Origin of the sequence: Fusobacterium perfoetens, assembly GCF_021531595.1 — a bacterium.
Taxonomy (GTDB): domain Bacteria; phylum Fusobacteriota; class Fusobacteriia; order Fusobacteriales; family Fusobacteriaceae; genus Fusobacterium_B.
Genome location: NZ_JADYUD010000004.1, coordinates 80,257 through 94,295, shown reverse-complemented (window position 1 = coordinate 94,295; position 14,039 = coordinate 80,257). Strand labels below are relative to the sequence as shown.

Annotated in this window: 11 protein-coding genes and 1 riboswitch; of the genes, 10 read left to right on the top strand and 1 reads right to left on the bottom strand. The window is 27.7% G+C overall.

The window, feature by feature from the left end; all coding sequences use genetic code 11:
- Positions 1-6 precede the first annotated feature (6 nt).
- The 3 genes from I6E17_RS03345 (at position 7) to I6E17_RS03335 (ending at position 2,223) form a co-directional block, all read left to right on the top strand.
- The gene (locus I6E17_RS03345) at positions 7-501 is read left to right on the top strand and encodes a PTS sugar transporter subunit IIA (RefSeq protein WP_235235544.1); all 495 of its coding nucleotides are present in this window, start codon (positions 7-9) and stop codon (positions 499-501) included.
- A 195-nt stretch (positions 502-696) separates the two neighbouring features.
- The gene (locus I6E17_RS03340) at positions 697-1,131 is read left to right on the top strand and encodes a hypothetical protein (protein WP_235235543.1); all 435 of its coding nucleotides are present in this window, start codon (positions 697-699) and stop codon (positions 1,129-1,131) included.
- 21 nt (positions 1,132-1,152) lie between these two features.
- Positions 1,153-2,223: a M42 family metallopeptidase gene (locus I6E17_RS03335; RefSeq protein WP_235235542.1), complete on the top strand. Its 1,071-nt coding sequence runs from the start codon at positions 1,153-1,155 to the stop codon at positions 2,221-2,223.
- Positions 2,224-2,289: 66 nt separating this feature from the next.
- Here I6E17_RS03335 and I6E17_RS03330 read toward each other — a convergent pair whose 3' ends face one another.
- The gene (locus I6E17_RS03330; RefSeq protein WP_176828702.1) at positions 2,290-3,111 is read right to left on the bottom strand and encodes a MerR family transcriptional regulator; all 822 of its coding nucleotides are present in this window, start codon (positions 3,109-3,111) and stop codon (positions 2,290-2,292) included.
- 128 nt (positions 3,112-3,239) lie between these two features.
- Here I6E17_RS03330 and I6E17_RS03325 point away from each other — a divergent pair, with 128 nt between their 5' ends.
- The 7 genes from I6E17_RS03325 (at position 3,240) to I6E17_RS03295 (ending at position 14,037) form a co-directional block, all read left to right on the top strand.
- Positions 3,240-3,692 (top strand): precorrin-2 dehydrogenase/sirohydrochlorin ferrochelatase family protein, encoded by a 453-nt coding sequence (locus I6E17_RS03325; protein WP_176828703.1) that lies wholly within the window; start codon positions 3,240-3,242, stop codon positions 3,690-3,692.
- 195 nt (positions 3,693-3,887) lie between these two features.
- Positions 3,888-5,240, top strand: a complete 1,353-nt coding sequence (locus tag I6E17_RS03320) for an MATE family efflux transporter (RefSeq protein WP_235235541.1) — start codon at positions 3,888-3,890, stop codon at positions 5,238-5,240.
- Between the two features lie 55 nt (positions 5,241-5,295).
- A riboswitch (FMN riboswitch) is annotated at positions 5,296-5,423 on the top strand.
- Positions 5,424-5,613: 190 nt separating this feature from the next.
- Complete coding sequence (gene ribE, locus I6E17_RS03315; protein WP_176828705.1) at positions 5,614-6,075, top strand: 6,7-dimethyl-8-ribityllumazine synthase; 462 nt, start codon at positions 5,614-5,616, stop codon at positions 6,073-6,075.
- A gap of 4 nt (positions 6,076-6,079) precedes the next feature.
- Positions 6,080-7,153: a bifunctional diaminohydroxyphosphoribosylaminopyrimidine deaminase/5-amino-6-(5-phosphoribosylamino)uracil reductase RibD gene (gene ribD, locus I6E17_RS03310; RefSeq protein WP_235235540.1), complete on the top strand. Its 1,074-nt coding sequence runs from the start codon at positions 6,080-6,082 to the stop codon at positions 7,151-7,153.
- Between the two features lie 15 nt (positions 7,154-7,168).
- Positions 7,169-7,825, top strand: a complete 657-nt coding sequence (locus I6E17_RS03305) for a riboflavin synthase (RefSeq protein WP_235235702.1) — start codon at positions 7,169-7,171, stop codon at positions 7,823-7,825.
- A gap of 20 nt (positions 7,826-7,845) precedes the next feature.
- Entirely contained in the window at positions 7,846-9,066 is a 1,221-nt protein-coding gene (locus I6E17_RS03300; protein ID WP_235235538.1) for a bifunctional 3,4-dihydroxy-2-butanone-4-phosphate synthase/GTP cyclohydrolase II, read from the top strand.
- A 150-nt stretch (positions 9,067-9,216) separates the two neighbouring features.
- Positions 9,217-14,037, top strand: a complete 4,821-nt coding sequence (locus I6E17_RS03295; RefSeq protein ID WP_235235536.1) for an AAA domain-containing protein — start codon at positions 9,217-9,219, stop codon at positions 14,035-14,037.
- Positions 14,038-14,039: the final 2 nt, after the last annotated feature.

The window sequence follows — 14,039 nt, the reverse complement described above, 5'->3', positions numbered from 1 at the left end:
AGACAAATGGGATTTTTTGATTTCTTAAAAGGTAAAAAAACTGAGGAATGGTTTGAAATTTATTCTCCACTTAATGGAAAAGTAATTCCTTTAAGTGAAGTTCCAGATGAAGCTTTTGCTCAAAAAATGATAGGAGACGGTTGTGCAATAGATCCAGTTCCAGGTGCTATATATGCTCCTATTGACGGTGAAATAGATATATTTGAAACTAACCATGCTGTAAGTCTTGAAGCAGCTAACGGGCTTGAAATGATAGTTCACTTCGGTATAGATACTGTTAAATTAAACAGTGAAGGTCTTACAAGAGTTGCAGATGCAGGAAGTGCTAAAAAAGGAGATAAATTAATAGAATATGATTTAGAATTTATAAAAAATAATGCTAAATCTACTAAGACTCCTATAATTATTACAAGCATGGATATGGTTGACACTCTTGAAGTTGTAGCTTCTGGAGATGTTAAAGCTGGAGATCTTTTAATGAGAGTTAAATTAAAAAAATAGTTATTACATAAAAGGGGCTTTATAAAGCCCCTTTTAAAATACTAAAATTTCAAGAATTTGTTTCATTGCTTAATATAAAATAATTTTTAATTTTACAAAGTTTATTTTATATTAATTTATTTCTATATTTTTGACTTTTAAAAGAACCTTTGTTATAATCAAATTAAAATAAATCAAAGAAAATGGGGAAAGAAAATGAATTTTTATATTAAAAATACAGAAGCAACAGAAGTTGTTGATGAAAAAATATATATGAATCTTCCTGAATATGATGAGTTTAAAAAGTTTATTCAGGAAAGGAAGCATGCTATGGGATATATAAATGAAAAATATGATGATTTTGTTCTTCTTGTTTTTCCTTCAAGACATGATATAATTCATTTTGAAATACATCATAAACTTAAGGCTGCTGTTATGGGAATCGTTGTAAAAACAGAAGAGGCTTATGAATTTATTTCAGAAAATATAGATGATAAGGATACTCATCTTGATTTTTTAAAAACTCCAAATCCTCCTGCTGTTACAGTTGAAATTCAAGAGGATTTCAAGGAATACTATAATAATTTTAAAAATGAAACAGATGAAATGATAAAAAAAATAGGAGCTGTGCTCCTTGAAATAAAAATGTAATAATTAAATTAAGGAGAAAATATGAACTCAATAGAACTTATTAAAAAATTAAGTAATGCAAATGGAGTTTCAGGATTTGAAGATGAAGTTACAGAACTTGCAAAAGAAATTATAGGAAAAGATTATCCTGTATATGAAGATAAAATAAGAAATCTTTATATAAATAATATAGAAAAAAACGAGAGAACAAAACCTGTTGTTATGCTTGATGCTCATTCAGATGAAGTTGGATTTATGGTTCAGTCAATAGAGCCTAATGGACTTTTAAAATTTATATCTCTTGGAGGTTGGAGCAATCAGCAAATCCCTGCTCACAAAGTAAGAATTCTTAATAAAGAAGGAAATTATGTAGAAGGGATAATTTCTTCAATTCCTCCTCATTTTACTTCAAAAGCTGATGCAGGAAAAGTTACAGATATGAAAGATATGTTTATTGATGTTGGGACAACTTCATATGATGAAACTGTAAATAATTTTAAAATAGGTGTAGGAGCACCTGTTATACCTGATGTTGAATGTACATACAATGAAAATTCAAGAATGTTTCTTGGAAAAGCTTTTGATGATAGAGTTGGCTGTGCAGTAATTCTTGATGTTATGAAGGAACTTAAAGGAAAAGAACTATCTGTTTCTCTTACAGGAGTTTTATCTTCTCAAGAAGAAGAGGGGTGTCGTGGTGCTCTTGTAGCTGCTCAAAAAGTTATGCCTGATTTAGCTATTGTACTTGAAGGGCCTCCTGCTGATGATAACTTCAGAAATGAATACAGAAGTCAGGGAGCTTTAAGAAAGGGAGCACAAGTTCGTCATATTGATCCTACAATGATTGCAAATCCTAGACTTATAAGATTTATTCAAAAAATTGCTGAGGAAAATAATATTAAAATTCAAGAAACAGTAAGAGAAAGTGGAGGAACAAATGCCTCTAAAATTCATCTTGAAAATGGAGGAATACCTACTGTTGTAATAGGAATTCCTGTAAGATATACTCATTCACATTATGGATTTATCTCTTATGATGACTATATTGAAACAGTAAAACTTGTAAAAGCTATTGCTGAAAATATTACAAAAGATATTATAGAAAGTTTATAAAAATAAATGGGCTGTAATGATTCTATAAAAATAAAATTTTAGAATATTGAACAGCCCATTTTTTATTTATTTTTCAGCAACAGGTATTTGAATTTCTGTAATAAATTCATCTTCATTTTCAGTTATATGTATTTCAATATGATAAATTTCATGAATATCTCCAATAACTTCAAGATTATGAGAAGCTATATATTTTTTTAAAATATCATAATACTTATAACTTTCTTTATAGTTTCCTCTAAAAACAATAGTAAGGAAATATCCCTCTTCCATTATCTCTCCCTTTACATCATTTATTATAAAGGTTTCAGAAAAAGTAAGATATTCTCCTTTTAAAAAGTTTTCTTTTGAAAGAGTTGCTCCTATTTCATTATTTGTCAGAATAAAATCACTATCATATTCTGTTTTCTCATTTAATATCTTAAGTTCAAAATCTATTTCCCAATCTTGTTTAAAGTTTCCTTTTGAACGAAGAAATTTTCTTTTAGGAATAAATTTTAAAATCGGTCTATTAAAATCTTTAAAAGTTTTAAAAAATTCTATATTTTCAAGTTTGCTTGTAAGTTCCTCTTTAAGTTCTGTAAGTTTTTTTATTTTATCTTCAACTTTTTCAAGCTGAAATTCTATTATATCATTTGCAGAATTTATATTTCTTTCATCAAGGAAATCTTTTATATCTTCAAGACCTACACCAATATTTCTCAGGTTTCTTATATTATTAAGTCTCCAAATCTGCTTTTTAGAATAATATCTATAGCCATTTTCTCCTACAAAATCGGGAGATACAAGCCCTATTTTATCATAATATCTAAGTATATCACTGCTAATTTTATAAATCTTACTTATTTCGCCAATTTTATAATATTTTTCTCTGAGAAGTTTTCCCATATGCTCTCTCTCCTTTATATCTATTCAGTTTAATTTTATCATAAATTATAGAAAACAGACAGCTAATAATATTTTTTAATAATATGATATAATAATAAAAAACTTAAAAATATTAAAAGGAGAAAATCATGGAAGAAAAAAGTTTTTTCCCATTATTTATAAATATTAAAAATAAAAAAGTTCTTATTATAGGAGCTGGAAAAATTGCATATAGAAAAGCTGAAACACTTTTAAAATATGGGGCTTGTGTCTTAGTAGTTACAAAAGAAATTAAAGAAGAAAAATTTAAAAGTCTTAAAAATATAGATATAATTTTAGGAGAGTTTTCTGAAAATTTGCTTGAAAATACTTTTATGGTAATATGTGCTACAGATAATAAAGAGCTTAATGAAAAGATTTATAAAATATGTGACGAAAGAAATATTCTTGTAAACAATATTACATCTAAAACAGAAATGAATTGCCGTTTTGGAAGTATTATAGATAATGAAGAATATATTCTTGGAATTTCTGCAAAAGGGAATCCTAAAAGAGCAAAAGAAATGCGTGAAAAATTAGAAACTTTTTTCCATGAGAGATAATAGAAGTCTTATTTATTAAATTTATATTGACATTGGAATTATTCTAGAGTTTATAATATTAACATAAGGAGGTTGATATTATGAACTGGAGAAATTCAGCAGAAGTATCACTATGGAAGCTCCTTTTCAGAGACAGGGACACTTAAAGTATATCATTCTTAGAAAAAAATAAAATATAAAAGGAGAATGATATATATGGCAAAATTGGACTTAGGCAGGGACAGCCTTACAAAAATTATTTTAAAATACGGTATTCCATCTATATTCACAATGTGGATATATTCACTCTACACTATAGTTGATGGTATTTTTATAGGAAAATATCTTGGAGCTAAAGAAATTGCAGCAGTAAACATAGTAATGCCTTATGTTAATATTTCTTTCGCTCTTGGAATAATGATAGCTGTAGGTGGCGGAACTATTATTGCTATTCGTCTTGGAGAAGGAGACTTAAAAGAAGCAAATAGAATATATAGTCTTTCTACACAATTTTTTATGGTACTTGGAGGACTTTTAGGAACTCTTGGAGTATTTTTCCCAAGACAAATAGTAAAAATACTTGGAGCAAATGATGTTATTATAGATTCAGCTGAAAAATATCTCTTCATCATTTCATTTTTTACTATTTTTTATTTACTCTCTTATGGATTTGAAATTTTTATAAGAATAGAAGGAAATCCTGCATACTCAATGCTTTGTAATTTAGCAGGTGCAATTATAAATATTGTACTTGACTACATTTTTATAGTTCATCTTCACTGGGGAATAGGAGGAGCTGCCCTTGCTACAGGTATGGCACAACTAGGGACTGCCCTTTCACTTGGAGGATACCTTGTTTTTAAAGCTAAAAAACTTAAATTCAGATTTACAAAATTTGATTTCAGAGCGATAGGAGCTTTATGCTTTAATGGTTCTTCAGAATTTCTTACAGAAATAGCTACAGGAATTGTTATTATGGCGTTTAATATAAATATCATGAGAATGATAGGAGAAAAAGGTGTATCAGCTTTTGGTATTATAGGATATATTTCAACACTTGTTACAATGACAATGATTGGATTTTCTCAAGGACTTCAACCTGTTATAAGTTATAACTATGGTGCTGAAAAATATAAAAGAATAAAAAAAGTTTTAAAAATAGGTATTGGAACAGTTACTATTTTAGGAGTTATGTTTTATCTTACAATAAATTTCTTTGCTCACGACATTATTTCAATGTTTGTAAAAAATGATGAAAATCTTTTTGTAATTACAAAAGAAGCTGTAAGAATTTATAGTTTTACTTATATCCTTATGGGAATAAATATAATTATAAGTGCGTATTTCACAGCTATTGAAGATGCTTTAATCTCTGCAGTTTTAAGTATACTAAGAGGAATTATTTTTATAAATACACTTCTTTATATATTCCCTCTTATTTTTGACAGCAGAGGAATATGGATGTCTGCTCCAGCAAATGAAGTTATAACTCTTGTTTTTTCTTTTATAATCTTTTCTACCATTGGAATTAAAAGAATAAATGAAAGTGCTGCACAAACTGTAAAATAAAATTGTTGACAAATTATCAGAATAAGGTATAATTGTTTTAGAACATGTAATAAATGTAAATCTTCAGGGCAGGGTGAGCAAATTGCAAATCCCGACCGGTGGTGACAGTCCACGAGAGTTTTTTAACTTTGAATCGGTGTAATTCCGATACCGACAGTATAGTCTGGATGGAAGAAGTATTGCATAATCACATAGATATTAAAAATATATCTCATAGTTAAAGATAATTTAAAAATTATTTATTGCAAATTGTAATATATGTGATAAAAATTTTTAGAATTCTATATGATTAAAAATACCTTACAATAACAAGCCCGAAGAATTAAATCTTCGGGTTTTTTTATGTCCTGTGGTCAAAAAATAGGAGGAAAAAATGAGAGTATTAGAAGGAAATTTCAGTGGTAAAGGATTAAGAGTAGGAATTGTTGCAGGAAGATTCAATGAATTCATCACATCTAAACTTATAGGAGGAGCAGTTGATGCTTTAAAAAGACATGAAGTTAATGATGATGATATTGATTTAGCATGGGTTCCAGGAGCTTTTGAAATTCCTATCGTTGTTAAAAAAATGGCTGAATCTGGAAAATATGATGCTGTTATAGCTTTAGGAGCTGTTATAAAAGGAGCAACTCCACACTTTGACTATGTGTGTGCAGAAGTTTCAAAAGGAGTGGCACAAATAGGACTTAGTACAGGAATTCCTGTAATGTTTGGTGTCCTTACTACAAATAATATTGAAGAAGCTATTGAAAGAGCAGGAACAAAAGCAGGAAATAAAGGTTTTGATGTTGCAAATGGTGCTATTGAAATGTGCAACTTATTAAAAGGAATGTAGTGTCATGGACGAAAAATATATGGATTTAGCCCTTGAACTTGCTGAAAAGGGAAGAGGGTATGTAAATCCAAATCCAATGGTTGGAGCTGTTGTTGTAAAAGACGGTGAAATTATAGGAAAAGGATGGCATAAATTTTATGGAGGCCCTCATGCAGAAGTATATGCTCTTGATGAGGCAGGAGAAAAAGCTGAAGGAGCAACTATATATGTCACACTTGAACCATGCTCACACTTTGGAAAAACACCTCCATGTGCTGAAAAAATAAAAAAAATGAAAATAAAAAAATGTGTTATAGCCTGTCTTGATCCAAATCCTCTTGTAGCAGGAAGAGGGAAAAAAATACTTGAAGATGCAGGTATTGAAGTTATAGTAGGAGTTAGAGAGAAAGAAGCAAAAGAGCTTAATAAGGTTTTTATGAAATATATTACAGAAAAAAATCCTTATCTTTTCTTAAAATGTGCAATAACACTTGATGGTAAAATAGCCACAAATTACAAAGATTCAAAATGGATAACAAATGAAAAATCAAGAGAAAAAGTACAGCACCTTCGTCATGAACTTATGGGAATAATGGTTGGAATAAACACTCTTATAAATGACAATCCAAGACTTACAGCAAGAATTGAAAATGGTGTAAATCCTTTTAGAATTGTAGTAGATCCACATCTTCGTACACCTCTTGAAAGCAATTTTGTTAAAATGGCTGATGATAACAAAAGCATAATTATTACATCATCAGAAAATATAAACAGTGAAAAAGCTAAAATATTAGAAAATAAAAATATAAAATTTATCTATATGGAAGGATATAATTTCTCTGTTGATGAAATGCTAAGAAAAATAGGAGAACTTAAAATAGATTCTGTTCTTCTTGAGGGAGGTTCATACCTTATATCAAAAGCATTTAAAGAAAATAGAATTGACGGAGGAGAAATCTTTATAGCTCCTAAAATTTTAGGAGGAGGACTTCCTTTTATAGATGGTTTTGATTTCAAAGAGATAAAAGATTGTTTTCATTTAGAAAATGTAAAATTTAATATCTATGATGATAATATCTCTGTGAAATTTCACAAATAAAGTGAGGTGATTAATATTTTCACAGGACTCGTAGAGGAAATGGGACAGGTACTTTCTATAAAAAATGGAGAAAAATCTGTTCAATTAAAAATAAAATGTCAAAAAGTCTTAAAAGATGCTAAAATAGGAGATAGTATTGCAACTAATGGTACTTGCCTTACAGCTGTTGAAATAGGAGCAGATTATTTTGTTGCAGACTGTATGCATGAGACAGTAAAAAGAACAAATCTAGCAAGATTAAAAAGTGGAAGCCTTGTAAATCTTGAAAAATCAATAACTCTCTCTACTCCTCTTGGAGGACATCTTGTCACAGGAGATGTTGACTGTGAAGGAGTTATAAAATCAATTACACAAGATGGAATTGCTAAAATTTATGAAATAGAAATAGAGCATAGATTTATGAAATATGTTGTTGAAAAGGGAAGAATTACCCTTGATGGAGCAAGTCTTTCTGTTGTAGGTTTTTCAGGAAACACTCTTCAAGTTTCTCTTATTCCCCATACTCAAAAGATGATTACTCTTGGAAGAAAAAAAGCAGGGGATTATATAAATGTTGAAACAGATTTAATAGGGAAATATATTGAAAGAATGATGAGTTTTAGAGATGAAGAAAAAGATTCAAAGAAAAGCTCCCTTGATAAAAACTTTTTAGCTTCTCATGGATTTTTTTAAGATATTAGGAGGAAAAAATAATGTTACACACAGTTGAAGAAGCAATTGAAGATATAAGAAATGGAAAATGTATTGTTGTTGTAGATAATGAAGACAGAGAAAATGAAGGAGATGTAATCTGTGCAGCTGAGTTTGCAACTACTGAAAATGTAAACTTTATGGCAACTTATGCAAAAGGACTTATTTGCATGCCAATGAGCAAAGAAATAGTTAAAAAACTTGATCTTCCTCAAATGGTTACTGAAAATACAGATAATCACTGTACAGCTTTCACTGTATCAATAGATCATATAAGCACTACTACAGGAATTTCAGCTTATGAGCGTGGAATCACTGCTGTAAAATGTACTGAAGAAGATGCAAAACCTTCTGACTTCAGAAGACCTGGACATATGTTCCCTCTTCTAGCAAAAGATAATGGGGTTCTTGAAAGAGACGGACATACAGAAGCTACTGTTGATATAGTAAAACTTGCAGGATTAAAACCTGTAGGACTTTGTTGTGAAATTATGAATGCTGACGGAACAATGTCAAGATTTGAAGATTTACAAAAATTTGCTAAAGAACATAATCTAAAAATGATTTCTATTGAACAACTTATTAAATATAGAAAAATTCATGACCAATTAATGAATATAGAATGCAGAGCAAAAATGCCTACTGCATATGGAACATTTGAAATAGTAGGATTTGATAATCACCTTGATGGAAAAGAACACATTGCTCTTGTAAAAGGAGATGTTAATGGTAAAGATGAAGTTCTTGTTAGAATTCACTCTGAATGCTTTACTGGAGATATTCTTGGTTCATACAGATGTGACTGTGGTCTTCAACTGAAAACTGCAATGGAAAGAATTGAGAAATTTGGTGAAGGAATCGTTCTTTATCTTAGACAAGAAGGAAGAGGAATTGGTCTTATCAATAAAATAAAAGCATACAAACTTCAAGACGAGGGATATGATACTGTTGATGCAAACCTTAAACTTGGTTTTGAATCTGATTCAAGAGATTATGCTGTTGCAGCTCAAATGCTTAAAGCACTTGGTGTAAAATCTGTAAGACTTATGACAAATAATCCTGAAAAAATAAAAGGGCTTGAATCTTATGGAATAAAAGTTGCAGAAAGAAGAGAGATAGAAATTCCTGCAAATAAAATAAATGAAGGATACCTTAGAACTAAACAAGAAAGAATGGGGCATGAACTTCATATAGAAAAATGCAGCTGTGGTTGCAAAAAATAATAAAACACTTGCATATATTAAATTCCATTCTATAAATCTATGAAAGGCAGTCAATTTTATGGCTGTCTTTTTAATTTTCCTATTGTATTCTATTTACTATAAATTTGTGATAGAATTAAATGAGGAACATATTTATTTTTGGGAGGAAAAATGGAAGGAAAAGAAAAAGTTATATCTTTATATAACTATATCTCCGAAGTAACCAAAAATTCAAAGTCTATTAATAAAAATATTTCTGAAGAAAAATGGAATTATTTTTTGAATAATTTACCAGTTCATCAAAATATTATATATAATAACTTTTATGATGAAAATAATGCTGAAATTATTCTTTCTATAAAGAAACCTAACTTTTTAAAACCTTTAGTTATAGAAAAAGACTTTTTACCTTGGATAAACGGTGATTGGAAAAATTTTAAAGATAAAATTACTATAAAAGAAGAAAGGGTAATAGAAAAAATCTCTTTTGAAGAGGGAAGACTTCCTTTTGTAAGTGAAGTTGAAAAAATAACTGATGATGTAAAAAATCAAATTCTTAAAAAAATTGAAAAAAGAAATATATGGGTTGAAGAGCAAAAAAATATTGAAAGGGTAAGAAAAATATTTGATGACTTATATATTCAATATTTAGATTTGAATAAAGAAAGTGATACTTTAGAAATTCTTCTTGCTAATGGTCTAGTTAAAATTAAAAATAATAATGTTTATTATCCTATTTTATTAAAAAAAGTTAAAATAGATTTTAATGCCGAAGATAATATATTAAATATAAGAAATTTATTTCTAGATGAAGAAGAAAATAATACACAATTATACACAGAATTTTTGAATGAAATAGAAAATATTAATTTGATAAATATCTTAAAATTAACTGAAAAAATAAAAGAAAAAAATATATATCCTCTTAATGAGGATGAAATAGATAATTTTTTCAGAGAATTTATACATGAATTAAGTATGAATGGATATTATAAGAAAGATATTGAAAATTTCCAACTATTTGATTATGAAAATAATATTCTTATAGAGGATAATCCAATATTCTTTATAAGAAAAAAAGAAAGTGGAGTTATAAAAGCAATAGATGAAGTTATAAAAAATATTGAAGAATCTGGAGAAATTCCAGAGCAACTTAGAGAGTTAGTAGGAATAAATCAAGTAGAAAAAGTTTACGATAAGACACTAAAAGAAAAAAATTTATCTTCAAAAGAAATTTTGTTTGTAAAAGATACAAATAATGAGCAACTTGAAATAGCTGAAAGGATAGAAAAATATAATACTGTCGTTGTGCAAGGTCCTCCAGGAACAGGAAAGACACATACTATCGCAAACCTTTTAGGGCATTTTTTGGCTCAAGGAAAAAATATTTTAGTTACAAGCCAAACTAAAAAAGCCTTAAAAGTTTTGAAAGATAAAATTCCTAAAAATATTCAAGGATTATGTATATCTATTTTAGATGATAATAACAGTGATATGGCTCGTTCTGTTGAAAATATTACTGAAGCTATAGGAAGAATGACTTCTGAAAAATTAAAAAAAGATGTTGATTTTATTCAGAATGAAAGAACTGAAGAATATTTGAAATTAAAAAAGCTTAAAAATAAAATATTTGCTATAAAATATAAGGAAAATCAATCTATATTTTATAATGGAGAAAGTTTTTCTATTAAAGAAGTTGGAATTTATTTGTGTGAAAAAGAAAACACTTTAAATAAAATTAAAGGAAATGTTGTTGACGACTCTCCTTGTCCTATTGATAATGAAGAATTAAAATTTTTAAATAATTATAGAAATTCGGTTTCTTTTGAAGAAGAAAAAGAGATAGAACTAAATTTGTTAGATTATAAACTTCTCAAAACTAAAAATGAATTTCAAAAGATATTAGAAAATATTGAAAAAAATAAAAATGATTTAGAGTCTGTTTCTGAAAGCAAAAACTTTTATTTTAATGATAAAAAATTCTTTTTAAATAATGAAAATATAGTTGATTTAGAAAAATTTAAAAATTTTAATCTTTATGATATTTTGCCAAGCAATTTAAAATCGTTAAAAGACTGGAAGTTGAATTTAATTTCAATAGGAGCTACAAATGAAACACAAAGAAAAATATGGGAACATTTTCTTACAGAACTGGAAGAAGAAACTAATATAATAAATGAAAAAGCTATAAAATTTTTTGATAAAAGTATTTCTTATGAACCTTTAAAAATATCAGAAGCAGAAATTTTAATAACTAAATTGAAAGAAGCCAAAAAAAATCCTGGCATTATTTTTAAAGCTCATCTAATAAAAGCTAAAAAGGAATTAGGAAATAAAATATTATTAAATAATAAAATTATTGAAGAAATTGAAGAATGTGATTTTGTTTTAGAATATTTGAAAATTGAAAATAAAAAATTAGACTTAAAAAGAAAATGGGATAGTTTTAATATAGAAGAGTTCCATTTTGAAGATATTCTTAACAGTCCTAATGAAATCATCAATATAATAAATTATTATTTGTATTGGTACAGAAATCAAAAAGAAAATTTTATAAGTTCAATTGAAAAAGCTGGAATAAATCCTAATATTATTTTTAATAAAGATGATAATGAATTATTAAGCAATAGAATAAAAACTCTTCCAGATAAAATTAAGAAATTAGAAAAAATATTGCTAATAGCTCACAAAGCTTTTGAATTACTAAAAGCAAATCAAGAATACGAAGAATATCAAAACTTTATTATCAATTCTGTAAAAATAAATTCTATTGTTGAAAATGGTATAAAAACAGCTGTAGAAAGTAAAAATATAGAATCTTATGGTAAATATGTCTCACTTTTAGAAAATTTATCTGAAAAAACTGATTCGTATAATAAATATAAAGTAATTTTAAATAAAATATCAAATGTAGCTGAAGAATGGGCCGAAGAAATAAAAAACGGAAATTTAATTGATATAACAGATATTTATGAAGCTTGGAAATGGAAACAGTTATCTCAAAAATTAGAAAATTTGGAAAAAGAGCCCTATGAACTTTTACAAGAGCAAGTTAGAAAATCAAAAGAAGAGTTGAAGAATTTAACTTTAAAATTAGTTGAAAAGAAATCATGGTATCATATACTTTCTTTTATTGAGAAGAAAGAAAACTTACAAATCAATCAAGCCTTAAGAGGCTGGAAGCAAAGTATGGAAAAAATAGGAAAAGGAACTGGAAAAAATGCTGAGTTTTACAGAAAACAAGCTAAAGAAAAAATAACTCTTTGCCAAAAAGCTGTTCCTGCTTGGATAATGCCTATGAATAAAGTTATTGATACTTTAAATCCAGGAAAAAATAAATTTGATATTGTCATAGTTGATGAAGCCAGTCAGGCTGATATTTCTGCTCTTGTTTTACTTTATATGGCAAAAAAAGTTATTATAGTTGGAGATGATAAGCAAGTCAGCCCATCAGCAGTTGGTGAAAAAATAGAAAAACAAAACATTTTAAGAGACAAATATTTAAAAGGAATTATTTCCAATGATGATTTATATGGAACAAGATCTTCTTTATATTCTATTGCTAGCACGACATACCAACCTTTAATGTTAAGAGAGCATTTTAGATGTGTTCCTGAAATTATAGGATACAGTAATAAGACATCTTATGATTATAAAATAAAACCATTAAGAGAAACTTATAGTTCAAAGTTAAAACCTGCTGTTATTAACTATAGAGTTGATGGAGAAAGAGAAGAAAAAAGTAAAATTAATAAAGTTGAAGCTGAAACTATTATAAGTCTTATAAGCTCATGTTTAGAGGAAAGATTATATGAAAATTCAACTTTTGGGATTATTTCTTTATTAGGGCAGGAACAAGTTGAATATATACAAAAATTATTAGTTGAAAAAATAGGAACTGCAGAAATAGAAAAACACAATATCTTATGTGGAGATTCCAGCCATTTTCAAGGAGATGAAAGAGATGTTATTTTTCTAAGCATGGTAGACAGCAATAAAAATTCTTCAACTCCTTTAATCAAAAAAACAGAAGGAACTGATAATTTAAATAAGAAAAAATATAATGTTGCTGCAAGCCGTGCCAAAGATCAAATGTGGATTGTACATTCCCTTGATTTTAGAAATGATTTGAAAGATGGAGATATAAGAAAAGAATTACTTGAATTTGGAGAAAATCAAAGAGCCTTTATGCAAGATGATGAGATAAACTCAAAATCAGATTCTATTTTTGAAGAAGAAGTGGCAAAATATTTGTCAGCAAGAAATTACAATATTAAACAACAATGGGAAGTGGGAGCATACAGAATAGACATGGTTGTCAGCTATAAAAATGAAAAAGTAGCAATAGAATGTGATGGAGAAAGATGGCATAGCAGTGAAGAGCAAATAAAAAATGACATTGAGCGACAAGAAGTTTTAGAGCGTTGTGGATGGAATTTTATAAGAATAAGAGGAAGCAAATATTTTAGAAATCCAGTTCTTACAATGGAAGAAGTTGAAGCAGAATTAAATAAAAGAGGAATTTATCCTGAAGAAATAAATTGTGATTCATACGAAGATGACTCTGATAATGATTTAATAAATAAAATTAAAACCCGTGCTAATGATATTTTGTTACAGTGGAAAAATGAAAAAGAAGATTTTTTAATTCAAAATAATGCTGAAATTATTAAAGAAATAAACGATAACAATTTTTCAGAACAATATACTAAAGAAGAGAAGAAACAAAAAAATAAAACTGAAAATTTAAAATCTTCAAAAAAATCAGCAGAAAACTCAAAACAAGACATATTCTCTTTTTTAAATAATGAAAATATAGAGTATATAGATAACAGAAAATTATCAGGACTTTTATGGATAATATATAACTCTGAAAAAAAAGAAAAAATAGAAAATTTTTTAGAAGTTAATAAATGTAATTATTCATTTGACAGAAGAGGGACAAAAGCAACAAGCAATAGAAAAGCATGGAGAGTAAAAATGGAGGAATAATT